Genomic DNA, 26,004 nt, shown 5'->3' with positions numbered 1-26,004 from the left:
GTGTACCTGCATTCGGCCGTCGACGGGTTCTCCCGACTGTCCTACACCGAAGCCCTTGACAACGAAAAAGCCGTCACCGCAATCGGATTCATGCACCGCGCCCAGGTATGGTTCGCCGTCCATGGCATCGACCGCATCCAGCGGATCGTCACCGACAACGGCGCCTGCTACCGGGCCAAAGACTTCGCCCACGTGCTCCACGGCGCACGCCACCAATTCATCACGCCCTACACCCCGCGCCACAACGGCAAAGTCGAGCGCTACAACCGCATCCTGGCCGAAGAGTTCCTCTACGCCAGGACATGGACCTCAGAAACCCAACGCGCCGAAGCACTCAAAGTCTGGAACATCCACTTCAACTACCATCGACCACACTCTGCCGCCGCAGGCCAGCCACCAGCATCACGACTCGCCACCGGCGTCACCAATGTCATGGCCTCATACAGCTAGCAACCACTCTTACCCGCGCGCCCCGAGCGCGCCGAAGGCAACTGCGCGCCCAGCGGCCACCGCCGGGTCACATATGATCGGCTCTCGACCCGCGCCGGGTTGTCAGAGCGGACCCACCGGCCCTGCGGGCAGCCCGTACAGCCTCGTCAGTAAGGGAGAGTGTCGCCGCGTGGGTGAGCAACCCGTCGACCTGTCGCCGGAAGCATTGGCCGAAGCGGTCAGCGCCGCCCGGGAGGCGATCCGCCGTGCCGAAACCCTCGATGCGCTGGCCCTGGTCAAGACCGAGCACCTGGGCGACCGCTCGCCGGTGGCGCTGGCCCGGCAGGCCCTGGGCGCGCTGCCTAAGGCGGAACGCTCCGACGCGGGCAAGCGGGTCAACACGGCCCGCGGCGACGTGCAGCGCTGCTATGACGAGCGGCTGGCGGAGCTGCGAGCCGAGCGCGACGCGGCGGTGCTGGTCGCCGAGAGCATCGACGTCACGCTGCCGTCCACTCGGCAGCCGCTCGGTGCCCGGCACCCGATCACGATCCTGGCCGAGCATGTCGCGGATACGTTCATCGCGATGGGGTGGGAGCTGGCCGACGGTCCGGAGGTCGAGGCCGAGCAGTTCAACTTCGACGCGCTCAACTTCCCGCCCGACCATCCCGCGCGCAGCGAGCAGGACACCTTCTACATCGCGCCGGAGGATTCCCGGCAGTTGCTGCGCACCCACACCTCACCGGTACAGGTGCGCACCCTGCTGGAACGCGAGCTGCCGATCTACATCATCTCGATCGGCCGCACCTTCCGCACCGACGAACTCGACGCCACCCACACCCCGGTGTTCCATCAGGTCGAGGGGCTGGCGGTGGACCGCGGCCTGTCCATGGCGCACCTGCGCGGCACGCTGGATGCCTTTGCACGCGCGGAGTTCGGCCCCGAGGCCCGCACCCGCATCCGGCCGCATTTCTTCCCGTTCACCGAGCCGTCCGCCGAGGTCGACGTGTGGTTCGTCGGCAAGAAGGGCGGCGCGGGCTGGGTGGAGTGGGGCGGCTGCGGCATGGTCCATCCAAACGTGTTGCGCGCCGCGGGGATTGACCCCGAGGTCTATTCCGGCTTCGCGTTCGGGATGGGCCTGGAACGCACCCTGCAATTCCGCAACGGCATCCCCGACATGCGTGACATGGTCGAGGGTGACATCCGCTTCTCGCTGCCGTTCGGGGTGGGCCTGTAATGCGAATCCCGTACAGCTGGTTACGCGAAGTCTTGAATGCCGGGGCCCTCGGGGCACCGGCATGGGATCCCGGCCCGGACGAGGTCGAACAGACGCTGGTGCGCATCGGGCACGAGGTGGAGGACGTCGTCGGGCTCGGACCGGTCGACGGCCCGCTGACCGTAGGGCGGGTCACCGCCATCGAGGAACTCGCCGGATTCAAGAAGCCCATCCGTGCCTGCCTGGTGGCTGTCGGCGCCGACGCAGATCGCGAGATTGTTTGCGGTGCAACCAATTTCACCGTCGGTGACCTGGTGGTGGTGGCGCTACCGGGGACCACCTTGCCCGGTGATTTTGTGATCACCACCCGCAAGACCTACGGCCGCACCTCCGACGGCATGATCTGCTCGGCGGCCGAATTGGGTTTGGGCGCCGACCATTCCGGTATTTTGGTGCTGCCGCCCGGCACGGCCGAACCGGGCGCCGCCGCGGCCGAGGTGCTCGGCCTCGACGACGTGGTCTTCGACCTCGCCATCACCCCGGACCGGGGTTACTGCATGTCGGTGCGCGGGGTGGCGCGCGAACTCGCCTGCGCCTACGACCTGGACTTCGTCGACCCGGCCTCCGAGGCCGTGGTGAAGCCGCTGCCGGCCGACGGCGAGGCCTGGCCGCTGACCGTGCAGGCCGAGACCGGTGTCCGCCGTTTCGCGCTGCGCCCGGTCACCGGGATCGACCCGGCCGCGGTGTCGCCGTGGTGGCTGCAGCGTCGCCTGCTGCTGGCCGGCATCCGCGCCACCTCCCCGGCGGTCGACGCGACGAATTACGTGATGCTGGAACTGGGCCACCCCATGCACGCCCACGACCGCAACCGGATCACCGGCGGTTTCGCCGTGCGGTGTGCACGGCCCGGCGAGACTGTCGTCACGCTCGATGATGTTGAGCGCAAACTCGATCCGGCGGATGTACTGATCGTCGACGACGTCGCGACGACCGCGATCGGCGGCGTGATGGGCGCGGCCAGCACCGAGGTGCGCGCCGATTCGACCGACGTGCTGCTGGAGGCGGCGGTCTGGGATCCGGCCGCGGTGTCGCGCACGCAGCGCCGCCTGCACCTGCCCAGCGAGGCCGCCCGCCGCTACGAACGCTCCGTCGACCCGGCCATCTCGGTGGCCGCGCTGGACCGCTGTGCCGCGTTGTTGGCCGACATCGCCGGGGGAACGGTGTCGCCGACCCTGACCGATTGGCGCGGCGATCCGCCGGTCGGCACCGCAGCCGACGACTGGGCCGGAGCGCCGATCACCATCGCCATCGATTTGCCGGACCGCGTTGCCGGGGTGAGCTACCCGCCGGGGACCGCGGCCCGCCGCCTGGCCCAGATCGGTGCCGCCGTCGACACATCCGGTGACGTGCTGACGGTGACGCCGCCCAGCTGGCGGCCCGACTTGCTGCAGCCGGCCGATCTCGTCGAAGAGGTGCTGCGACTGGAGGGGCTGGAGATCGTACCGTCGGTGCTGCCGCAGGCGCCCGCGGGCCGGGGTCTGACGGCGGTGCAGAAGCGCCGCCGGGCCATCGGCAAGGCGCTGGCCCAGTCCGGATTCGTCGAGATCCTGCCCACGCCGTTTCTGCCCGCCGGCGTGTTCGACCTGTGGGGGTTGCCCGCCGAGGACCCGCGGCGCACCACCACCCGGGTGCTCAACCCGCTGGACGCCGATCGCCCGGAGCTTGCCAGCACCCTGCTGCCCGGTTTACTGGAAGCGTTGAGCCGCAACGTGTCTCGCGGTCTGGTCAATGCGGCGCTGTATGCGATCGCCCAGGTGGTGCAGCCGACCGCGCACACCCGCGGCATCGAGCTGATTCCCGTCGACCGGCGCCCGACCGATGCCGAGATCGCAACCCTCGACGCGTCGCTGCCCCGTCAGCCGCAACACGTCGCGGCGGTGCTCGCCGGGTTGCGCGAACCGCGCGGACCGTGGGGCCCGGGCCGGGCGGTCGACGCCGCCGACGCCCTGGAGGCGGTGCGGACCATCGCGCGCGCCGGCGGCATCGACGTCTCGCTGCGGGCGGCGCAGCACCTGCCGTGGCATCCCGGCAGGTGCGCCGAGGTGCTGGTCGGCCAGACCGTGGTCGGTCATGCGGGCCAGCTGCATCCCGCCGTCATCGAGCGGGCCGGGCTGCCGCGGGGTACCTGCGCTTTGGAACTCAACCTCGACGCGCTGCCCGTCACCCTGTCCCTGCCCGCGCCCCGGGTGTCGCCGTTTCCGGCCGTGTTTCAGGATCTCAGCCTGGTGGTGGCCGCCCAGGTGCCGGCGCAGGCGGTGGCGGACGCCGTCCGCGCGGGTGCCGGCGAGTTGCTGGAGGACCTGCAACTGTTCGACGTTTTCACCGGCCCGCAGATCGGCGAGGGGCGCAAGTCGCTGACGTTCGCGCTGCGGTTCCGGGCGCCGGACCGCACGTTGACCGAGGACGACGCCAGCGCTGCCCGCGACGCGGCGGTCCGCCGCGCCGCCGCGGCCGTCGGCGCCGAACTGCGGGCCTAAACATCGCATTTCAGAGCAGGCGCCATGCCGTGGGCGTGACCTACATCAACCGCCGATAGTCAACGTCGGCGAAGTCTGGAACGTCGCCATTCAGTGGATAGGGATAGGCGTATTTGTTGGATGTGTTCTGGGTGGTGCGCATCTGGGCCAGTCGCATGCCGAGGAGCACGGTATGCAGCGCTCGCTCGGTGCTGTCGGTGAGGAACTCCGCCCCGCGGGCGCATGCTTCTTCGAGAGTGACTGGCGCCGGCAGGATGCATTGGATGGCGTCGATACCGACCGCCCGGAGCGAGGACGTGCGCGCACCGACGGTGCCGGTGAGTGCGAGCACGGGTTTGCCCCACCGTTTGGCACGCTGGGCGACTTCGGCAGGAACCTTGCCGTGCGGCGTCTGACTGTCGGTGGCTCCTTCTGCGGTGATCACCAGGTCGGCCTCCCGGATGGCTCCATCGAGGTCGACCCGCTTAAGTAGCAGCTCAAAGCGGGGAATGAGGATGGCGCCTATGGCCGCCAGCCCGGCGCCGAGGCCGCCGGAGGCACCGGTGCCGGGAGCGTGGCGCAGGCTGTGTCCGGACGCGCCGGGCACGTCAGCTTCCAGCACCTCGACCCAGCGTTCCAAGGCCTTGGCGAGCTCGTCCACCTGCACGGGTGTAGCGCCCTTTTGTGGTGCGAACACGCGGGCGACGCCGTGGGGACCGGTCAATACGTTGGTGGGGTTGCACACGACGCAGAGTTTGGTGTCGGCAAGACGGTCATCGAGGCCGGACATGTCGATGCGGGCCAGTCGGCGCAGATGCCGCGCCCCGTCGGCCAATTGGCAGCCCTGATCGTCGAGCAGCCTTGCACCGAGTGCCGTGAGCGCTCCGGCGCCGCCGTCGGAGGTGCCTGAGTCGCCACAGCCGACGAGTATTCGACGGTAGCCGCGGTCGAGGGCGGCGGTGATCAGCTCGCCTACCCCGCGGGTGGTGGTGTGCAGCGGGTTGCGCTGACCCCTGGGGACGAGCCGAAGTCCTGCTGCGGCCGCCGTCTCGACGACCGCGGTGGTGCCGTCGCCCAGCACAGCGAAGTGGCTGGCCACGGGCTCGCCGACGGGTCCGGTGACGCTGACCGGTACCAGCTTGCCGCCGGTGGCTGCGGCCATGGCGGCCGCTGTGCCTTCGCCTCCGTCGACCAGCGGGAGGCAGTGGGTGTGGGCGGATGGGATGACGCGCCGCACTCCGTCGGCAATCGCGCGGGCGACGGCGTCGGCGTCGAGCGACTCTTTGAAGCCGCTTGGCGCGATGACGACGTTCAGCGGGCGGGTGGCGTTCATGGGAGTACTCCTTGGTGGGGCGGGATGTGGCTTATTGCGTAGTGAGGGGGATGCCGAGCAACGGCCATAGCCAGCCAGCGGCGAGCAGGGTCGCTCCAACCATCAGGGGGGCGAGCAGCGCGGCGAAGGTGAGCAGGGTGTGGCGGTCGAAGGTGGCGACGTCCTCGACGCGCGAGAACATCGCTACCGGTTTGGCCGAGGAGATGTGGGTCAGGCAGAAGCCCGCGGCGGCGGTCGAGGCCAGGGCGGCGGCGACCGGGTTGAGCCCGGCGGCGGTCGCGGTCACCAGGACCATAGGGATAAGTACCGTTGAGCGCGCTGAGCGCGAATGCAGGGCGAGATGCGCTGCCGCCGAGACGATCACCACCACCAGCAGCGTGACCATGGGACCCGTGCCGGACAGGGTTGCTAGCGCGCCGGTCGCGATCCGGCCGGCGGCACCCGATCCGATGAGGGCGTTGCTGAACGTCATGGTGCACGTCAGCAACAGCAGCAGCCGCCAGGGCACGGCCGCCAAGGCCCGTCGCGGGGTAGTTGCACCCACCGTGGGCAGCATCATGACGGCGGCGCCGGCAATCGCGACCAGTGCCGGGTTGAGTGCGTGCAGTGGCTCGGTGAGCCAAAGGCCCGTGATCACCGCCACCGTGGCCGCCGCCCGCCGTTCGCGGCTGGTCAAGCTCGACCCGTGCGCCATGAGGTGTTGTGTTCGGACGGCCTTGGCGACGGCCCGGACGGGGTGTCGCCGATCCTTTTTGCTCAAGAACCCGACCAGGATCACCTCGGCGGCAAGATGCGAGGTGACGATTGCGACCGGCGCCCCGAGGGCAATCCACTCCAGGAATGAAATCTTCACCCCGGTGGCGGCGGTGATGAGGTGGGCGGTGATGAGGTGGGCTCCCGCGCCGAGAATGGAGGCGAACGCCGACAGCAAGATCACGGCGGGGAACAGCAAAGACAATGCGACCTGCAGGCGGCGGCTGGAAAGCGATCGGCCCACCATCCGGAAGACGGGGATGGACAGGGCGGCCCGACCGCCGGTCGAGGGTATGGCGAAGGCGGTGAGCGTGAGCGCCAGTGTTGTCCGGTGGGCCAGGCCGCGCACCGATCGTGAACCGCCGATGAGCTGCACGGCGGTGCGCTCGGCGAGCCCGGATGCCGACACCCCGGCCGCGATCACACACGAGCCGATCAGGAACCAGATCGTGGGGCCGCTGAGGGTGCCGAGCAGTTCTTCGGTCGAGACGCTGCCGGTGCCGATAAGCGCCGCGGCGGCAGCGAGCGCGACTAACGTATTGTCAAGCCGAGTGACGAGCCAGGCGGCCGTCACCAGGGCCACCACGACGGTTACGGTGTGCGGCCGGCTCGGCCAGGTTGCTGTCACCGACCACACACCCGCGCCGGCCGCGATGACCGCGGCCGCACGCAGCGTCGACCCGATGCGCTGCAGTGGCAGCGCGGCCGGTATGGCGACGGCCAGAGCACGCAGTGTCGACCCGATCCGTGGCGATGTGAAGGCGCCGAGAGTGGAGACGGTGAGCGTGGTCATATCTCCAACCATCTCGAGCCGCCGTGAGCCAGATATGAGCCGTACATGAGAGACGTCTCATCCGGGTACTCGTGATGCGATCGATCCCGGTGGGCTTTTCCGGGATGCGATGCGAAGATGAGAACTTTCTCATCTTCTGTCAATCTGAGTCTTCGCCGAGGATCACAGACTGGTGAGCATGCGTACCTCGCGGGCGATTTGCCTGGCCATCGCCGTCGTCGGCCTGGTCGCAGCGATGGCCTTGCCGGGCTGGCTCGTCCGGCGGTCGGCACCGGAGCTGGGCGGTGTGGTGATCATTCCCGCTGGCGGCCCGGCGAGTGCACCCACGGCCACACCGGTTCCGGTCCCTGCCGAGCGACCGTCACTACTCCCGCCGCCGAGCAGCAAGACGCCGGCGCCCGGCGGCGGGGCCCTGCAAATCTCACCCAGGCCACCGCTGGGCGCCGGGCACGACGATGACACTGACCACGAACCGGACGACGATCTTGACATCGGCGACCACGGCGAACACGAACATGGCGGCTGATCAGGTGCGACCACGTCTGGCGGGTCTGGCCGCAATGATTAGCCACCGGTTGGTGGTCAGCGCGCGAGTCAAGATCATCGGTTGGACGGTAGGTGTGCTGGCGCTGGCGCTGACCGTGCTGGTCATCGCCGCCTGGCAGGTGTTGTCGGCCCGCGCGGACGCGATGGTCGATGACGAACTGACCCACGAGGCTTTCAAGTTCCACTCGTTCGCGACGTCTGAGTCGGCCCGTTATCCTCGCCCGGAGGATCTGCTGACGGCCTGGTTGCGGCGCAACTTGCCGGACGGCGCCTCGGAGGAGTTCTTCACCATGGTCGACGGTGTTCCGCAGCGCCGCAGCCCCGGTGTCCCCCCGGCCCGGATGGACATCGACCAGGCATTCGTGGCGATGGCGGCGAACGCCAGGCAACCTATCCATGGCTGGGCGAACAGCAGTGCCGGAAGGGTCCGCTACGCGGTGCTGCCGGTGCGGGTCGGTGACTCACCGCCGCGGGCCTCGCTGGTGATGCTGGAGTTTCGCGACGTATTGGCCCGGCCGCTCAACCGTGCGGTCACTGCGATCGCCGCCGTGGCCGCGGCTGCCCTGTTGATGGCAGCGGTGGCGTGCTGGCTGGTTGCCGGGCAAGTGCTGGGGCCGATCCGACTGGTACGGGCCACCGCCGAGGGCATCAGCGAATCCGACCTGAAAGACCGCATCGATGTGGTCGGCAATGACGACGTGGCTCAGCTGGCCCGCACCTTCAACCACATGCTCGACCGACTGGAGACAGCGTTCATCGCGCAGCGCGAGTTTCTCGACGACGCCGCGCACGAACTACGTACGCCGATCACCGTCATCCGCGGACATCTGGAGCTGATGGGCGATGACCCGGCGCAACGCGCCGAGACCACCGCGCTGGTGCTTGACGAGCTGCAGCGAATGAACCGGTTCGTCGACGATTTGCTGCTGCTGGCCAAAAGCGCACGCCCGGACTTCCTCACTGTTGGCCCGGTGAACCTGACCGACCTGGTGGTCGACGTGGTGGCCAAGGCACGCCCCCTGGCCGATCGCCAATGGCGGGTCGACGAGGTGGCAGACGCAGTGATCGTCGCCGACGGCCAACGACTGACCCAAGCGCTGATGCAGCTCGTCGCCAACGCCGTCCGGCATACACAGAACGGTGACCGGATCGCGGTCGGAGCACGAGCTGCACACGACGGTACCCAGTTGTGGGTCTCCGATGCTGGCACCGGCGTCCCGCAAGCCGAGCGCAGCCGGATATTCGAGCGCTTCGCCCGCGGTAACGACCAGCGCCGCACCGAGGGCTCCGGACTCGGGCTTGCCATCGTCGAGTCGATCGCCCGCGCGCACGGCGGCGACGTCCGGCTGACCGACGGCCAGAGCCGCGGGGCCACCTTCGTGCTGGAACTGCCACCCGCCGCACCGGCGGTAATCGATCACGAACCGAGGAGGATAAGCCAGTGAACCGCATCCTGATCGCCGAGGACGAAGAACGCATCGCTTCCTTCCTGGAGCGCGGACTGCGCAGCAACGGCTTCGTCACCACCACGGTCGGCGATGGCGAGTCCGCCTACATCCGCGCGGTTCACGGAGACTACGACCTGCTACTGCTGGACATCGGCTTACCCCTGGCAAACGGGTTCACCGTGCTGCGTCGCATTCGCGAAGCGCGGTCCACCCTGCCGGTGGTGATCTTGACCGCCCGGGACAGCGTGCCGGACACGGTAGCAGGACTCAGCAGCGGCGCAGACGACTACATCACCAAGCCGTTTGAGTTCGAGGAGCTGCTTGCGCGAGTGCGGCTGCGGTTGCGCACCGAAAGCGCCACACCGGCGGAAGCGAACGTCCTCATCGCCGGGGACCTTCGTCTTGATCTGCGCACCCGGCGGGCCTATCTGGGAAACACCGCAATCGACCTGACCGCCCGGGAGTTCCTGCTCGCCGAGCTGTTCTTCCGACACCCGGACCAGGTGCTCTCCCGCGAACAGCTGCTATCACACGTTTGGGGATTCGATTTCGACCCCGGCTCTAACATCGCCGATGTCTACGTCCGTTACCTGCGGCGCAAACTCGGAGCGGACCGGATTCAAACTGTCCGCGGGATGGGCTACCGACTGTGCACCGGCTGATGCCGACGTGCATCACAACGGTTTTGCCGCCGCGCCGCCGCGGCCGTCGGCGCCGAACTGCGGGCCTGACACCAGGCAGCATGGATTTGCAATCGACTGCATAACCATGCAGAATTGCTGAAATGGCCGACGGAATTCGGGTGGCGGTGGCCGGTGCCACCGGCTATGCGGGCGGGGAGATCCTGCGCCTGTTGTTGGGACATCCGGCATACGCCGACGGCCGCCTCACGATCGGAGCGGTAACCGCCGCGGCGAGCGCCGGCAGCACTCTCGGCGAGCACCATCCGCACCTGGCGCCGCTGGCCGCCCGGGTGGTCGAGCCCACCGAGCCGGATGTACTGGGCGGCCACGATGTCGTGTTTTTGGGTTTGCCGCATGGACATTCCGCGGCGTTGGCAGAACAACTGGGCCCCGAGACGCTGATCGTCGACTGCGGGGCCGACTTCCGGCTCACCGATCCCGCGGCGTGGGAGCGGTTCTACGGGTCCCCGCACGCCGGCAGCTGGCCCTATGGCCTGCCGGAGTTGCCGGGCGCCCGGGATCGGCTACGCGGCGCCCGCCGCATCGCGGTGCCGGGCTGTTACCCGACCGCGGCGCTGCTGGCCCTGCTGCCCGCCGTGGCCGAGGACCTGGTCGAGCCCGCCGTCACCGTCGTCGCCGTCAGCGGCACCTCCGGCGCGGGCCGCGCGGCCAAGACTGACCTGCTCGGCTCCGAGGTGATCGGCTCGGCCCGGGCCTACAACATCGCCGGCGCCCACCGGCACACCCCGGAGATCGCCCAGGGACTGCGGGCGGTCACCGGCCGGGACGTCACGGTGTCGTTCACCCCGGTCCTGATCCCGACCTCCCGCGGCATCCTGGCCACCTGCACCGCCCCCACCCGGGCGCCGCTGTCGCAGCTGCGCTCGGCATACGAAAAGGCTTACGACGCAGAGCCATTCATCCACCTGCTGCCGGCAAGGCAGTTGCCCCGCACCGGGTCCGTCATCGGCAGTAACGCCGCACAGATCGCCGTCGCGGTGGACGAGGACGCCGCGACGTTCGTCGCGATCGCCGCGATCGACAACCTCACCAAGGGCACCGGTGGCGCGGCGGTGCAGTCGATGAACCTGGCGCTGGGTTGGTCCGAGACGGACGGCCTTTCGGTGGTCGGGGTGGCGCCGTGACGAATCTGGTCCCTGCCAGCGAATCGGCGGCTTCCGGGACCCGGCTGGTGCGCACGCAGGGGGTCACCGCGGCGGCCGGTTTCCGCGCCGCCGGTATCGCCGCCGGCCTCAAGAAGTCCGGCCGCCGCGACCTTGCACTGGTGTTCAACGAGGGACCGGACTACGCGGCCGCCGGTGTGTTCACCCGCAACCAGGTGAAGGCCGCGCCCGTGCTGTGGAGCCAACAGGTGCTCACCACCGGCCAGTTGCGCGCGGTGATCCTCAACTCCGGTGGGGCAAATGCGTGCACCGGGCCGGGCGGCTTCCAGGACACCCACGCGACCGCCGAGGCGGTCGCCGCCGCGTTGTCGGATTGGGGCACCGAGACCGGGGCCATCGAGGTCGCGGTCTGTTCCACCGGCCTGATCGGCGACCGGTTGCCGATGGACAAGGTGCTCCCCGGGGTCACCCAGGTAGTGCACGAGATGCACGGCGGCCTGTCCGGCGGCGATGAGGCCGCCGAGGCCATCATGACCACCGACACGGTGCCCAAACAGGTTGCGCTGCATCACCAGAACAACTGGACCGTCGGCGGCATGGCCAAGGGTGCGGGCATGATGGCGCCCTCGCTGGCCACCATGCTGTGTGTGCTGACCACCGACGCCGTCGCCGACGCGGCCGCGCTGGACGCCGCGCTGCGCCGCGCGTCCGCCCGCACCTTCGATCGGCTCGACATCGACGGCTGTTGTTCCACCAACGACACGGTGCTGCTGCTGGCCTCCGGCGCGAGCGGCATCGCGCCGCCGCAGGACGAGCTCGACGACGCGGTGCTGCGCGTCTGCGACGACCTGTGCCTGCAGTTGCAGGCCGACGCCGAGGGCGTCACCAAACGGGTGACGGTCACCGTGACCGGGGCCCGCTCGGAGCCCGACGCGGAACTGGCCGCCCGCGCGATCGCCCGCGACAGCCTGGTCAAGACGGCGATGTTCGGCTCGGATCCCAACTGGGGCCGGGTGGTGGCGGCCGTCGGGCTCGCCCCCCGGGTGTTCGTCGATCCCGATCGAATCACGGTGTCTTTCAACGGGTTCGTCGTGTTCACCAACGGCACCGGCACGCCGAATTCGCGCGAGGTGGACCTGTCGGGCCCCGACATCGCGGTCGACGTCGACCTGGGCCTGGGCGATGGCCGGGCCACCATCCGGACCACCGATCTGTCACATGCCTACGTCGAAGAGAACTCGGCCTACAGCACATGACGACCAACACCGGTGAACTACCCACCCAGGTCAAGGCCCAGGTGCTGGCCGAAGCGCTGCCGTGGCTTCAGCAGCTGCACGGGCGGATCGTTGTCGTCAAGTACGGCGGCAACGCGATGACCGACGAGTCCCTGCGCCGAGCGTTCGCCGCCGACATGGCCTTCCTGCGCAACTGCGGAATTCATCCCGTCGTCGTGCACGGCGGCGGCCCCCAGATCACCGCCATGCTGCGCCGTCTCGGCATCGACAAGGGCGGCTTCAAGGGCGGATTCCGGGTCACCACACCGGAGGTGCTCGACGTCGCGCGGATGGTGCTGTTCGGCCAGGTGGGCCGCGAGCTGGTCAACATGATCAACGCGTACGGGCCCTACGCCGTCGGCATCACCGGTGAGGACGCGCAGCTGTTCACCGCGGTGCGGCGCAGCGTCACGGTCGACGGCGTGGTCACCGACATCGGCCTGGTCGGCGATGTCGACAAGGTCAACGCCGCCGCGGTGCTGGATTTGATTGCGGCACGGCGCATCCCGGTGGTGTCCACACTCGCGCCGGACGCCGAGGGCGTGGTGCACAACATCAACGCCGACACCGCCGCGGCCGCGCTGGCCGAAGCGCTCGGTGCCGAAAAGCTGTTGATGCTCACCGATGTGGAGGGCCTCTACACCAGCTGGCCGGACCGCGACTCCCTGGTCAGCGAAATCGACACCGCCACGCTGGCGCAACTGCTACCGACTTTGGAGGCGGGGATGATTCCCAAAATCGAGGCGTGTCTGCGCGCCGTCTCGGGGGGCGTGCCCAGCGCCCACGTCATCGACGGCCGGGTCGAGCACTGCGTGCTGGTGGAGCTGTTCACCAACGCGGGCACCGGCACCAAGGTGGTGCCCGCGTGAGCGCGCCCGCCACCGCGACGGACGCCATGCGGCAGCGCTGGGAAGCCGTGATGATGAACAACTACGGCACCCCGGCGGTGGCGCTGGCCAGGGGCGACGGTGCCGTGGTCACCGACGTGGACGGCAGGAGCTACCTGGACCTGCTCGGCGGCATCGCGGTCAACGTGCTCGGGCATCGGCACCCGGCGCTCATCGAGGCCGTCACCGAACAGATGGCCACGTTGGGCCACACCTCCAACCTGTATGCCACCGAACCGGGCATCGCGCTGGCCGAGGAGCTGGTCGCGTTGCTGGGCGCCGACACCACCACCCGCGTCTTCTTCTGCAACTCCGGCACCGAAGCCAACGAGATGGCGTTCAAACTTTCGCGGCTCACCGGACGCACGAAACTGGTTGCGGCGCAAGAGGGATTCCACGGCCGAACGATGGGCTCGCTGGCGCTGACGGGTCAGCCGGCCAAGCAGGCGCCGTTCGCGCCGCTGCCTGGCGATGTCAGGCATGTGCCGTACGGTGACGCCGACGCGCTCGCCGCCGCCGTCGACGACGACACCGCGGCGGTCTTCCTGGAACCGATCATGGGGGAGAGCGGCGTCGTCGTCCCGCCCCCGGGCTACCTGGCCGCGGCCCGCGACATCACCGCGCGCCACGGCACGCTGCTGGTGCTCGACGAGGTGCAGACCGGAATCGGGCGCACCGGTGCGTTTTTCGCCCACCAGCACGACGGCATCACCCCCGACGTGGTGACCCTGGCCAAGGGCCTGGGCGGTGGGCTGCCGATCGGGGCGGTGCTGACCATCGGCCCCGCCGCCGACCTGCTGACCCCCGGCCTGCACGGCAGCACCTTCGGCGGCAACCCGGTGTGCACCGCGGCGGCCCGCGCCGTGCTGCGCGTGCTCGTCGACGACGACCTGCTGCGGCATGCCGACGAAATGGGAAAGGTGTTGCGGCACGGCATTGAATCGCTCGGCCACCCGCTGATCGACCACACCCGCGGCCGTGGACTGCTGTGCGGGGTGGTGCTGACCGCGCCGCGCGCCAAGGACGTCGAGGCCGCCGCGCGTGACGGCGGATTCCTGGTCAACGCCCCCGCGCCCGACGTCATCCGGCTGGCACCGCCACTGGTCATCACCGAGGCCCAGATCGATGCCTTCCTGACCGCGCTGCCCGGGGTCCTCGACACGGTGGCTGCTCATGCCCGCGTCGCGACGATGCAGGGCGGAGCCAATGAGGTGGGGCGCAAGTGACTAGACATTTCCTGCGCGACGACGATTTGTCCCCGGCCGAGCAGGCGGAGGTGCTCGAGCTGGCCGCCGAGCTCAAGAAGAGCCCGTTCAGCCGGCGCCCCCTGGACGGGCCGCGCGGCGTCGCGGTGCTGTTCGACAAGAACTCCACCCGTACCCGGTTCTCCTTCGAGGTCGGCATCGCACAGCTGGGCGGTCACGCGGTGGTCGTGGACAGCGGCGCCACCCAGCTGGGCCGCGACGAGACCCTGCAGGACACCGCGCAGGTGCTGTCCCGCTACGTCGAGGCCATCGTGTGGCGCACCTTCGGCCAGGACCGGCTCGAGGCCATGGCGCAGACCGCGACGGTGCCGGTGGTCAACGCGCTGTCCGATGACTTCCACCCCTGCCAGGTGCTGGCGGATCTGCAGACGGTCGCCGAGCACAAGGGGCCGCTCGACGGCCTGCGGCTGTCCTACTTCGGCGACGGCGCCAACAACATGGCGCACTCTTTGATGCTGGGCGGGGTGACCGCCGGGATGCACGTCACGGTCGCCGCCCCGGACGGTTTTACACCCAACCCGGCCATCGTGGCCGCCGCCGAGCGGCGCGCGTCGGAAACCGGCGCGTCGATCACGGTCACCACCGACCCCGCCGCGGCCGCCGCCGGCGCCGACGTCTTGGTGACCGACACCTGGACGTCGATGGGGCAGGAGGACGACGGACTGGACCGCCTGACGCCGTTTCGACCATTCCAGCTGAACAGTGGGCTGCTCAGCCTTGCGGATTCGAAAGCCATTGTGCTGCACTGCCTTCCGGCTCACCGCAATGAGGAGATCACCGACGAGGTGATGGACGGCCCGGCCAGCGTCGTCTTCGACGAAGCCGAGAACCGGCTGCACGCCCAAAAGGCGCTGCTGGTGTGGCTGCTGGAGCGCTCCCGATGACCCGCAACACCAAGGCCGTCTCCGACATCACCCGCGCGGGCCGCCAGGCCCGCATCGTGGCGATCCTGTCGTCGTCGTCGATCAGCAGTCAAAGCGAATTGGCCGCACGGCTGGCCGACGAGGGCATCGACGTCACCCAGGCCACGCTGTCGCGCGACCTCGAGGAGCTCGGCGCGGTGAAGCTGCGCGGCGCCGACGGCGGCGTCGGGGTCTACGTGGTCCCCGAGGACGGCAGCCCAGTGCGCGGCGTGTCCGGGGGTACCGCGCGGCTGTCGCGACTGCTGAGCGAGCTGCTGGTGTCGACCGACGCCAGCGCGAACCTGGCGGTGCTGCGCACCCCGCCCGGGGCGGCCGACTATTTGGCCAGCGCAATCGACCGTGCGGCGTTACCGTACGTCGTCGGCACCATCGCCGGCGACGACACTCTTTTCGTGGCTGCTCGGGAGCCGATGACGGGCGCCGAGCTGGCCAGGACCTTGGAAGAACTCAAGTAGCACTGGAAAAAGACTGGAGATTGATTCATGTCAGAACGCGTCATCCTGGCGTATTCCGGCGGTCTGGACACCTCGGTGGCGATCAGCTGGATAGGCAAGGAGACCGGCCGCGAGGTCGTGGCGGTGGCGATCGACCTTGGCCAGGGCGGCGAGGACATGGAACTCGTGCGTCAGCGGGCGCTGGACTGCGGCGCCGTCGAGGCGGTCGTGGTCGACGCCCGGGACGAATTCGCCGAGGAGTACTGCCTGCCGACGGTGCTCAACAACGCGCTGTACATGGGCCGCTACCCGCTGGTGTCCGCGATCAGCCGGCCGTTGATCGTCAAGCACCTGGTCGCCGCGGCCCGCGAACACGGCGGCACCATCGTTGCGCACGGCTGTACCGGTAAGGGCAACGACCAGGTCCGGTTCGAAGTCGGATTCGGTTCGCTGGCACCGGATTTGGAGGTGCTGGCGCCGGTCCGCGACTACGCCTGGACGCGGGAGAAGGCGATCGCCTTCGCCGAGGAGAACGCGATCCCGATCAACGTCACCAAGCGCTCGCCGTTCTCCATCGACCAGAACGTGTGGGGCCGGGCCGTGGAAACCGGCTTCCTGGAACACCTGTGGAACGCGCCCACCAAGGACATCTACGCCTACACCGAGGACCCCACCCTCAACTGGAGCACGCCCGACGAGGTCATCATCGGTTTCGAGCGCGGGGTGCCGGTGAGCATCGACGGCAAACCGGTGTCGATGCTGGAGGCCATCGTCGAACTCAACGCCCGCGCCGGCGCCCAGGGGGTCGGCCGACTTGACGTCGTCGAGGACCGGCTGGTCGGCATCAAGAGCCGCGAAATCTACGAGGCGCCGGGCGCGATGGTGCTGATCACCGCCCACGCCGAGCTCGAACACGTGACCCTCGAGCGCGAACTGGGCCGGTTCAAACGGCATACCGACCAGCGCTGGGCCGAGCTGGTCTATGACGGGCTGTGGTATTCCCCGCTCAAGGTGGCGCTGGAAAGTTTCGTCGCCAAGACGCAGGAGCATGTCACCGGGGAGATCCGAATGGTGTTGCACGGTGGGCACATTGCGGTGAACGGACGGCGCAGCGCCGAATCGCTCTACGATTTCAACCTGGCCACCTACGACGAGGGCGACAGCTTCGACCAGTCCATGTCCAAGGGCTTCGTCTACGTGCACGGCCTGTCCTCGAAAATCGCCTCCCGGCGGGATCTGCAAGCCCAAGCCGGCCCGGCCGACGCGTGAGCACTCGCGAGGGATCGTTGTGGGGCGGGCGGTTTTCCGACGGGCCGTCCGACGCGCTCGCCGCGCTGAGCAAGTCCACTCACTTCGACTGGGTGCTGGCCCCCTACGACATCACCGCGTCGCGCGCCCACATCGTCGTGTTGTTCCGGGCCGGGTTGCTCACCGAGGAGCAGCGTGACGGCCTGCTGGCCGGGCTGGACAGCCTCGCCGAGGACGTGGCCGACGGCAGCTTCACACCGCTGGTCACCGACGAGGACGTGCACGCCGCGCTGGAACGCGGCCTGATCGACCGGGTCGGCGAGGAGTTGGGTGGCCGGCTGCGAGCCGGTCGGTCGCGCAACGACCAGGTGGCGACCCTGTTCCGGATGTGGCTTCGTGACGCGGTCCGGCGGGTCGCGGCCGGGGCCCTGGATGTCGTTGCCGCGCTGGCTGAACAGGCCGGGGCGCACCCGGCGGCGATCATGCCCGGTAAGACCCATCTGCAGTCCGCCCAGCCGATCCTGCTGGCGCATCATCTGCTCGCGCACGCCCACCCGCTGCTGCGCGACGTGGAACGCATCGCCGACTTCGACAAGCGGGCGGCGGTGTCGCCGTACGGCTCGGGGGCTTTGGCCGGCTCGTCGCTGGGCCTGGACCCCGACGCGATCGCCGCCGATCTGGGCTTTGCCGCCGCCGCGCCCAATTCCGTCGACGCGACGGCCGCCCGTGATTTCGCGGCCGAGGCGGCGTTCGTGTTCGCGATGATCGGTGTCGACCTGTCCCGACTGGCCGAGGACATCATCTTGTGGAGTTCGACGGAGTTCGGCTATGTCACGCTGCACGACTCCTGGTCGACCGGCAGCTCCATCATGCCGCAGAAGAAAAACCCCGACATCGCCGAGCTGGCCCGGGGCAAATCCGGGCGGCTGATAGGCAATCTCGCAGGATTGCTGGCCACGCTGAAGGCCCAGCCGCTGGCGTACAACCGGGATCTGCAGGAAGACAAGGAGCCGGTCTTCGACTCGGTGGCCCAGCTGGAGTTGCTGTTACCCGCGATGGCCGGGCTGGTGGCCAGCCTGACCTTCCACGTTGAGCGGATGGCGGCGCTGGCTCCGGCCGGCTACACATTGGCCACCGACATCGCGGAATGGCTTGTCCGCCAAGGTGTTCCATTTCGCTCCGCGCACGAGACGGCCGGCGCCGCGGTGCGCGCTGCCGAGGGGCGCGGGGTCGGGCTCGAGGAGCTGACGGACGACGAACTGGCCGCCATCAGCCCCGAGTTGACGCCCCAGGTTCGCGAGGTGCTGTCCATCGAGGGCTCGGTGTCGTCACGGGACTCGCGCGGCGGCACCGCGCCCGGCCGGGTCGCCGCTCAGTTGCGTGACGTGCTGGATAGCTGCGACCAGCTGCGGGCCCGGTTGTCCGATCAATTCCGGCGCTGAGTCCCACCGCGCAACCTGCGGTTTGCTGGCGCCGTCTTGTTGGGCCCGCTGGTCTCGGCATTGGTCCGCCAAGAGGGCTAAACTCCCAGCTAATCGCGTTAAGGTTGAACGGCTGAACATGTCTGTTATTACCAAGGGGGGCCGATGAGCGTCATCGCCGGCGTCTACGGTGCCTTGCCTCCGTATCGCTACTCGCAGCGCGAACTCACGGATTTCTTCGTCAGCATCCCCGAGTTCGAGGGCTACGAGGACATCGTTCGGCAGCTGCACACCAGCGCGAAGGTCAACAGTCGTCACTTGGTGATTCCGCTGGAGCGGTACCCGTCCCTGACCGACTTCGGGGTGGCGAATCAGATCTATATCGACAACGCCGTTGAGCTGGGCTGTGAGGCGCTGACGGGCGCACTCGACGAGGCCGGGGTGCATCCGCGCGATCTCGACGTGCTGATCACGACGACGGTCACCGGGCTGGCCGTCCCGTCGATCGACGCCCGGATCGCCGGGCGGGTCGGACTGCGCGAGGACGTCCGCCGGGTCCCGCTGTTCGGGCTGGGCTGCGTCGCCGGCGCGGCCGGTGTGGCCCGCCTCAATGACTACCTGCGCGGCGTTCCCGACGGTGCGGCCGCGCTGATCTCGGTGGAACTGTGCTCCTTGACCTATCCGGGCTACAAGCCGTCGCTCGCCGGGCTGGTCGGCAGCGCGTTGTTTGCTGACGGGGCCGCGGCGGTGGTCGCGGTCGGCGACCGCCGCGCCGCGGAGATCGACGCACACGGCCCCGACGTCCTGGATTCGCGCGGCCACCTGTACCCCGATTCGCTGCGCACGATGGGCTACGACGTCGGCACCACCGGCTTCGAGTTGGTCCTGTCGAAAGACGTCGCCGCCGTCGTCGAGCAATACATCGAAGACGACGTCACCGCGTTCCTTGGGTCGCACGGGCTGACCACGACCGACATCGGCGCCTTCGTCAGCCATCCCGGCGGCCCCAAGGTCGTCGAGGCGATCAACGCCGCGCTCAGCCTGCCCCCGGAGGCGCTGGAACTGACCTGGCGCTCGCTCGGCGAAATCGGCAACCTGTCGTCGGCGTCGGTGCTGCACGTGCTGCGCGACACCCTGGCCAAACCACCGCCCAGCGGCAGTCCGGGCCTGATGCTTGCGATGGGACCCGGCTTCTGTTCGGAGCTGGTATTGCTGCGCTGGCACTGATGCAAGTCGAGCGTGAGTCGCTGCACCGCGCGGCCGGGCAGCACGAGAGGGTCGGGTCGCATGACTAGCAGTTCCGACGAGCTGATCGGGGCCCTGCGGGCATCGCTGAAGGACAACGAGCGGCTGAAGCGGGAAAACCGCGAGTATCTGGCCGCGGCCAGTGAACCGCTGGCGCTGGTGGGCATGGCCTGCCGCTATCCGGGCGGCATCGATTCCCCGGAAGCCTTGTGGGACATGGTCGCCGAGGGCCGCGACGTGGTGTCGGAGTTCCCGGCCGATCGCGGCTGGGACCTGGCCGCACTGTTCGACCCCGATCCCGACGCGACGGGAAAGTCCTACACCCGCAGCGGCGGATTCCTCTCGCACGTAGCCGATTTCGACGCGGCGTTCTTCGGGATCGCGCCGAGCGAGGCGCTGGCGATGGATCCGCAACAGCGATTGCTGCTGGAAGTGTCGTGGGAGGCGCTGGAGCGGGCCGGCATCGACCCGCTCGGCCTGCGCGGCTCGGCGACGGGCGTGTTCGCCGGCATTTTCCACGGCTCCTACGGCGGCCAGGGTCGGGTGCCCGGGGACCTGGAACGGTACGGGCTGCGCGGTTCGACGCTGAGCGTCGCCTCCGGACGCGTCGCGTATTCGCTGGGCCTTCAGGGTCCGGCCGTCTCGGTGGACACCGCGTGCTCGTCGTCGCTGGTGGCATTGCATCTGGCCGCCCGCGCACTGCGATCAGGCGAATGCGACCTGGCGCTGGTCGGCGGTGTGACGGTGATGGCCACGCCGGCGATGTTCGTGGAGTTCAGCCGGCAGCGCGCGCTGTCTCCCGACGGCCGATGCAAGGCGTATGCGGGGGCCGCCGACGGAACCGGGTTCTCCGAGGGGGTCGGCGCGCTGGTGCTGGAGCGGTTGGCCGACGCGCGGCGGTTGGGCCACCGGGTGCTGGCGCTGGTACGCGGCTCGGCGGTCAACCAGGATGGTGCCTCCAACGGACTGGCCACGCCCAATGGACCCGCACAGCAACGCGTGATCCGCGCGGCACTGGAAAGCGCCCGGCTGGGCACCGCCGACGTCGATCTGGTCGAGGGCCACGGCACCGGGACCACGCTCGGCGATCCCATTGAGGCCCAAGCGATCCTGGCCACCTACGGACAGGACCGGCCCGCCGGCCGGCCGTTGTGGCTGGGGTCGATCAAGTCCAACATGGGCCACACGTCGGCAGCCGCCGGGGTGGCGGGCGTCATCAAGATGGTGCAGGCGATGCGGCACGGCGTCATGCCCAAGACGCTGCACGTGGATGTGCCGACGCCGCATGTGGATTGGTCGCCCGGCGCGGTGGCCCTGCTGACCGATCAACAGCCGTGGCCGGCGCGGGACCGGCCGCGCCGCGCCGGGGTGTCCTCGTTCGGGATCAGCGGCACGAACGCGCACGTCATCCTGGAACAGCCGCCGGCCGTCCCTACGCCTTCGAAAGGCGTTGACAGTACTGCAAATAACGATTCGCGCCCGGTTCCGTGGGTGCTGTCGGCGCGTTCCCCGGAGGCGCTGGCCGGGCAGGCGCAGCGGTTGCTGGAGCGTGTGCAGGCCGAACCCGACCTCGACGTCGACGATGTCGGGTTCTCGCTGGTGTCGACGCGGTCGACGTTCGAGCACCGGGCGGTGGTCGTGGGCGACCGCGACCTGCTGGCCGCGGGGCTGGCCGGACTCGCCGCCGGTGAGCCGGGCCCCAACGTCGTGGCCGGTCGCGCCCGTGGCGTCGGCAAGACGGTGTTCGTGTTCCCCGGCCAGGGATCGCAGTGGCTCGGCATGGGCGCCCAATTGCTCGACACCGCACCGGTATTCGGCGAGCACGTGAACCGCTGCGACAAGGCGCTCGGCGAATACCTGGACTGGTCGTTGATCGACGTGATCCGCGGCGCGCCGGGCGCGCCGGGTCTGGACCGGGTGGACGTGGTGCAGCCGGTGTTGTGGGCGATGATGGTGTCGCTGGCGGCGTTGTGGCGTTCGGTCGGTGTGCACCCCGACGCGGTCATCGGACATTCACAGGGCGAGATCGCCGCGGCCTATGTGGCCGGCGCGCTGTCCCTGGACGACGCCGCCCGGGTGGTGGCGCTGCGCAGCCGCCTGTTACTGCGGCTGTCGGGGTCGGGCGGCATGGTCTCGCTGGCCTGCGGGGTGACGCGGGCCCGTGAACTGCTGGAGCCCTCCGATGGCCGGCTCAACATCGCTGCGGTCAACGGCATTTCGGCCGTCGTCGTGTCCGGTGCGGTCGAAGCGCTCGACGAGTTGATGCGGCGTTGCGAGAGCACCGACATCCGCGCCCGACGCATCGACGTCGACTACGCGTCGCATTCGGCGCAGGTCGAGCCGATCCGCGAACCGCTCACCCAGGCGCTGGCCGGTATCGCGCCGCGCTCGTCGCCGGTGACCTTCATCTCGACCGTCACCGGTGAACCCATCGACACCGCCGACCTGGACGCCGACTACTGGTACCGCAGCATCCGCCAGACGGTGCAGTTCGAACAGGCGCTGCGCACCGCCGGCGGGGCCGGGTATCAGGTTTTCATCGAGTCAAGCCCGCATCCGGTGCTGATCGCCGGGATCGAAGACACGATCGCCACGCGAAACACCATGGAACCGGTCGTGATTCCGACGCTCGGTCGCGACGACGGCGGGCTGGACAGGTTCTGGCTGTCCGCGGGCCAGGCGCACGCCACGGGCGTGGCGGTCGATTGGCTCTCGGTCTTCCCCGGTGCCGCGCCGGTCGACTTGCCGACCTACGCCTTTCAGGGCCGGCGATTTTGGTTGCCACCGGTTCAGGCCGGCGGCGGCGATCCGCACGCGCTGGGTGTGACCGGCGCCGAACACGGCTTGCTGGGTGCCGTGGTCCAGCGACCCGACTCCGGCGGCGTCGTGCTGACGGGTTCACTGTCGGTGGGCGGCGCGCCGTGGCTGGCCGACCACATCGTCGACGGAGTGATGCTGTTCCCCGGTGCGGGTTTTGTCGAATTGGCGTTGCGGGCCGGGGACGAGGTCGGCTGCTCGGTGGTGGAAGAGCTCACCCTGCTGGGGCCGCTGGTATTGCCGTCGGGAGTCAACGCCCGCGTGCAGGTCGTCGTGGATGCCGCGGGCGAGTCCGGCGCGCGGGCCGTGTGGGTGTATTCGCGTGGCGCGGCGCCGGATTCGGCCTGGGTGCTGCACGCGCAAGGCACGCTGAGCGCAACAGAACCCGAGCCCGCCGCGGACCTGTCGGTGTGGCCCCCGGTCGGGGCCGCCGCGGTGGACGTCACCGACGCCTACCCGCAGTTGACGCAACGTGGTTACGAATACGGTCCGGCCTTCCGGGGTCTGCACGCCATGTGGCGCTTGGACAACGCCGTTTTCGCCGAGGTCGGCGTGCCCGAGGGGGTGACGGTCGGCGGCTTCGGGATTCATCCCGTGCTACTGGACGCGGCCCTGCACGCGATGGGCGTCGTCGGTGACCAGGCCGAGACGATGTTGCCGTTCTCGTGGCAGGGCGTCTGTTTGCATGCCGCGGGCGCGTCGCGGGTCCGGGTGCGGATCGCGCCGGTTGGCATCAGCGCGGTGTCGGTGGATCTCGCCGACGGATCCGGGTTGCCGGTGTTGTCGGTGCGCGAATTGGTGGTCCGGCCGATCTCGATCGGCGCGCTGTCGGCCGCATTGGCCGCCGCGGCCGGCGGCGCCGGGGGCCTGTATGAGCTTGCCTGGTCGCCGGTGTCGGTGGAGGTCAATGGGGTTGGTGTTGGGGGGGTGTGGGTGTGGGAGCCGCCGTTGGGGGATTCGGTGGCGGGGGTGTATGCGGCCACGCATGAGGCGTTGGGGGTGTTGCAGTCGTGGTTGGCTGGTGCGGATGGTCGTGTGTTGGTGGTGTTGACGCGTGGTGCGGTGGGGTTGGCCGGTGAGGGTGTGGTGGATTTGGCGGGTGCGGCGGTGTGGGGGTTGGTGCGGGCGGCGCAGGCTGAGCAGCCGGGTCGGGTGGTGTTGGTCGATTCGGACGGTTCGTTGGAGATTGGCGATGTGATCGGTTGTGGGGAACCGCAGTTGGTGGTGCGTTCCGGTGTTGCCCACGCCGCGCGACTGGTAGCGGTCGGGGCCGGAGCCGTGCTCGAATTACCGGCCGGCGGCTGGCGTTTGGCCGCCGGTGGGGGTGGCACTTTGGAGGACGTCGTGGTCGTTCCGGCGCCTGGCACCGAGTTGGGGTCGGGGCAGGTGCGGGTTGCGGTGGCTGCGGTGGGGGTCAACTTTCGGGATGTGTTGGTGGCGTTGGGGATGTATCCCGGTGGTGGTGAACTCGGTGCTGAGGGTGCTGGCGTGGTGGTTGAGGTGGGTTCTGGTGTTGGGGGGCTTGCCGTGGGTGATGTGGTGATGGGTTTGTTGGGGGTGGTGGGTTCTGAGGCGGTGGTGGATGCGCGGTTGGTGACGGTGGTGCCGGCGGGGTGGTCGTTGGCGCAGGCGGCTGGGGTGCCGGTGGTGTTTTTGACGGCGTTGTATGGGTTGTCGGTGTTGGCCGGGGTGCGGGCTGGGGAGCGGGTCTTGGTGCATGCGGCTACCGGTGGGGTGGGTATGGCGGCGGTGCAGTTGGCGCGGTTTTGGGGTGCGGAGGTGTTTGTCACTGCCAGTCGGGGTAAGTGGGATGTGTTGCGGGCGTTGGGTTTTGATGATGATCACATTGGTGATACCCGTAGTGTGGAGTTTGAGCAGAAGTTTTTGGTGACCACGGGTGGGGCCGGGGTGGATGTGGTGCTCAACTCGTTGGCGGGGGAGTTTTTGGATGCGTCGTTGCGGTTGTTGGTCGGTGGTGGGCGGTTCATCGAGATGGGTAAGACCGATCTGCGCGACCCTGCTGCGATGCCCGAGGGTGTGCGCTACCGCGCTTTCGACCTGATGGAAGCCGGACCCGACCTCATCGCGTCGATGCTGACCGAGTTGATGAGTCTGTTCGCTGCGGGGGTGTTGAAGCCGTTGCCCAGCAAGGCCTTTGACGTGCGTTCGGCGTCCGCGGCGTATCGGTTTGTCAGCCAGGCCCGCCAGATCGGCAAGGTGGTTCTGACACTGCCGGACGGTCCGGGGGATCGGGTGCTTGCGACGGCGGGGGGCAGCCTGGCTGGCGGCAGTGTGGTGGTGACTGGGGGTACCGGGATGGTCGGTGCGGCGGTGGCTGCGCATCTGGTGGCTCGGTATGGGGTGGGGCATGTGGTGTTGGTTAGTCGTCGCGGTGGGGAGGCTGACGGTGTCAGCGCGGTGGTGGAGGGGTTGACCGGGGCGGGGGCGCAGGTGTCGGTGGTGGCCTGTGATGTGGCCGATCGTGTGGCGGTGGCTGAGTTGATTGCGGGGTTGCCGGCGCGGTTTCCGTTGCGGGGGGTGTTTCATGCTGCGGGTGTGCTCGATGATGGGTTGATTGGTTCGTTGTCGGCGGATCGGGTGGATGCGGTGTTGCGGGCCAAGGTTGATGGTGCCTGGAATTTGCACGAGTTGACCCGTGATCGTGATTTGTCGGCGTTTGTGTTGTTTTCGTCGATGGCCGGTATTGTCGGTTCGCCCGGGCAGGGCAATTATGCGGCGGCCAACAGTTTTCTTGATGCGCTGGCTGCCGCGCGGCGGGCGCAGGGTCTGCCGGGGTTGTCGGTGGCGTGGGGGTTGTGGGAACAGGCCAGCGGCATGACCGCACACCTCGACGAGCGCGACAAGGCCCGCATGAGCCGAATCGGGCTGGCGCCCATGGCAACCGAGCAGGCGCTGCGACTCCTCGACGCCGCCATGCTCACCGAGCAGCCGACGATGGTAGCCGCGCGCATCGACGCCGGCGCATTGGCGGACAACAGCGCGTCGCTGCCGCCGCTGCTGAGCCAGCTGGTCACCCGCCCGATTCGCCGCATCATCGACGACAGCGAGACCAGCTCGGCATCGATGACCAGCCTGGTCGCACGCCTGCAAGGGCTGTCGGCCGGGCAGCGCCACGTCGAACTGGTGGAACTGGTCTGCCGCAACGCCGCCACGGTGCTGGGCCGTCCCAACGCCGGAGACATCAACGCGGGCAGTGTCTTCCAGGATCTCGGCTTCGACTCCCTGACCGCGGTCGAACTACGCAACCGGCTGAAAACCGCTACAGGACTTACCCTTTCACCCACGCTGATCTTCGACTACCCGACCCCGGCGGCGCTGGCGGAACACCTCGACTCCCGCTTGGCGGCGTCCACCGCTCCCGACACCGGGTCCGCCAAACCCGCCGACCTGATGGCTCGGTTCAATCACATCACCCGGGAGCTGCACACACTGCTCAATCAACCGGATTGGCAGCCCGAGGACAAGCCGCATCTCGCCACCCGTCTCCAAGCGCTGCTGAGCACGTTTGGTCCCGGCCCGGACCCCCTCAACCTGCACGGAACCGATGACGAAGACATTCACACGGCTACCGAAAGTGAACTCTTCGCAATCCTCGACGAAGAACTCGGCTCGTAAGAGCCCAAGGAGCGCC

Annotated in this window: 18 protein-coding genes; 16 read left to right on the top strand and 2 right to left on the bottom strand. The window is 68.9% G+C overall.

The window, feature by feature from the left end; all coding sequences use genetic code 11:
- The 3 genes from AWC25_RS03835 to pheT all read left to right on the top strand — a co-directional run.
- On the top strand, positions 1 to 450 hold a 450-nt coding region (locus AWC25_RS03835; protein ID WP_142278678.1), incomplete at its 5' end, for an integrase core domain-containing protein.
- Between the two features lie 169 nt (positions 451 to 619).
- A complete protein-coding gene (pheS, locus tag AWC25_RS03830; RefSeq protein ID WP_085166372.1) occupies positions 620 to 1,663 on the top strand; it encodes a phenylalanine--tRNA ligase subunit alpha in 1,044 nt (347 codons plus the stop codon).
- Complete coding sequence (gene pheT, locus AWC25_RS03825) at positions 1,663 to 4,179, top strand: phenylalanine--tRNA ligase subunit beta (RefSeq protein WP_069400369.1); 2,517 nt, start codon at positions 1,663 to 1,665, stop codon at positions 4,177 to 4,179. The genes pheS and pheT overlap by 1 nt, the downstream gene beginning before the upstream one ends.
- A 40-nt stretch (positions 4,180 to 4,219) precedes the next feature.
- Here the strand turns inward: pheT and AWC25_RS03820 are convergent, their stop codons facing one another.
- Entirely contained in the window at positions 4,220 to 5,491 is a 1,272-nt protein-coding gene (locus AWC25_RS03820; RefSeq protein WP_069400368.1) for a glycerate kinase, read from the bottom strand.
- Positions 5,492 to 5,522: 31 nt separating this feature from the next.
- Positions 5,523 to 7,037, bottom strand: coding sequence for an SLC13 family permease (locus AWC25_RS03815; protein ID WP_158089721.1), 1,515 nt, complete (start codon positions 7,035 to 7,037; stop codon positions 5,523 to 5,525).
- A gap of 178 nt (positions 7,038 to 7,215) precedes the next feature.
- Here AWC25_RS03815 and AWC25_RS26375 point away from each other — a divergent pair, with 178 nt between their 5' ends.
- The 13 genes from AWC25_RS26375 (at position 7,216) to AWC25_RS03750 (ending at position 25,988) form a co-directional block, all read left to right on the top strand.
- Positions 7,216 to 7,563 (top strand): hypothetical protein, encoded by a 348-nt coding sequence (locus AWC25_RS26375; protein ID WP_069400367.1) that lies wholly within the window; start codon positions 7,216 to 7,218, stop codon positions 7,561 to 7,563.
- A complete protein-coding gene (locus AWC25_RS03805) occupies positions 7,553 to 9,028 on the top strand; it encodes a sensor histidine kinase (protein WP_211281015.1) in 1,476 nt (491 codons plus the stop codon). Before AWC25_RS26375 ends, AWC25_RS03805 begins: the two co-directional genes overlap by 11 nt.
- Complete coding sequence (locus AWC25_RS03800) at positions 9,025 to 9,693, top strand: response regulator transcription factor (RefSeq protein ID WP_069400366.1); 669 nt, start codon at positions 9,025 to 9,027, stop codon at positions 9,691 to 9,693. The genes AWC25_RS03805 and AWC25_RS03800 overlap by 4 nt, the downstream gene beginning before the upstream one ends.
- A 122-nt stretch (positions 9,694 to 9,815) precedes the next feature.
- Positions 9,816 to 10,859, top strand: coding sequence for an N-acetyl-gamma-glutamyl-phosphate reductase (gene argC / locus AWC25_RS03795; RefSeq protein WP_085166371.1), 1,044 nt, complete (start codon positions 9,816 to 9,818; stop codon positions 10,857 to 10,859).
- Positions 10,860 to 10,864: 5 nt separating this feature from the next.
- A complete protein-coding gene (gene argJ / locus AWC25_RS03790; RefSeq protein WP_085166375.1) occupies positions 10,865 to 12,094 on the top strand; it encodes a bifunctional glutamate N-acetyltransferase/amino-acid acetyltransferase ArgJ in 1,230 nt (409 codons plus the stop codon).
- On the top strand, positions 12,091 to 12,981 hold the full coding sequence (argB, locus tag AWC25_RS03785) for an acetylglutamate kinase (protein WP_069400364.1): 891 nt from the start codon (positions 12,091 to 12,093) through the stop codon (positions 12,979 to 12,981). Before argJ ends, argB begins: the two co-directional genes overlap by 4 nt.
- A 26-nt stretch (positions 12,982 to 13,007) precedes the next feature.
- Positions 13,008 to 14,225, top strand: coding sequence for an acetylornithine transaminase (locus tag AWC25_RS03780; RefSeq protein WP_085166374.1), 1,218 nt, complete (start codon positions 13,008 to 13,010; stop codon positions 14,223 to 14,225).
- Positions 14,222 to 15,148, top strand: coding sequence for an ornithine carbamoyltransferase (gene argF, locus AWC25_RS03775; RefSeq protein WP_069400363.1), 927 nt, complete (start codon positions 14,222 to 14,224; stop codon positions 15,146 to 15,148). The genes AWC25_RS03780 and argF overlap by 4 nt, the downstream gene beginning before the upstream one ends.
- Positions 15,145 to 15,642 carry an arginine repressor gene (locus AWC25_RS03770; protein WP_069400362.1) on the top strand — a complete coding sequence of 166 codons (498 nt, stop codon included), beginning with the start codon at positions 15,145 to 15,147 and terminating at the stop codon, positions 15,640 to 15,642. Before argF ends, AWC25_RS03770 begins: the two co-directional genes overlap by 4 nt.
- A gap of 27 nt (positions 15,643 to 15,669) precedes the next feature.
- Positions 15,670 to 16,890, top strand: a complete 1,221-nt coding sequence (locus tag AWC25_RS03765; protein ID WP_085166370.1) for an argininosuccinate synthase — start codon at positions 15,670 to 15,672, stop codon at positions 16,888 to 16,890.
- Positions 16,887 to 18,311 carry an argininosuccinate lyase gene (gene argH, locus AWC25_RS03760; RefSeq protein WP_069400360.1) on the top strand — a complete coding sequence of 475 codons (1,425 nt, stop codon included), beginning with the start codon at positions 16,887 to 16,889 and terminating at the stop codon, positions 18,309 to 18,311. The genes AWC25_RS03765 and argH overlap by 4 nt, the downstream gene beginning before the upstream one ends.
- 144 nt (positions 18,312 to 18,455) lie before the next feature.
- Positions 18,456 to 19,517 carry a type III polyketide synthase gene (locus tag AWC25_RS03755; RefSeq protein WP_069400359.1) on the top strand — a complete coding sequence of 354 codons (1,062 nt, stop codon included), beginning with the start codon at positions 18,456 to 18,458 and terminating at the stop codon, positions 19,515 to 19,517.
- 60 nt (positions 19,518 to 19,577) lie between these two features.
- Entirely contained in the window at positions 19,578 to 25,988 is a 6,411-nt protein-coding gene (locus tag AWC25_RS03750) for a type I polyketide synthase (RefSeq protein ID WP_085166369.1), read from the top strand.
- Positions 25,989 to 26,004: the final 16 nt, after the last annotated feature.

It is taken from the genome of Mycobacterium sherrisii (assembly GCF_002102355.1).
GTDB classification, from domain to species: Bacteria; Actinomycetota; Actinomycetes; order Mycobacteriales; family Mycobacteriaceae; genus Mycobacterium; species Mycobacterium sherrisii.
The sequence above is the reverse complement of the archived record's forward strand: the minus strand, read 5'-3'. Positions and strand labels throughout refer to the sequence as shown.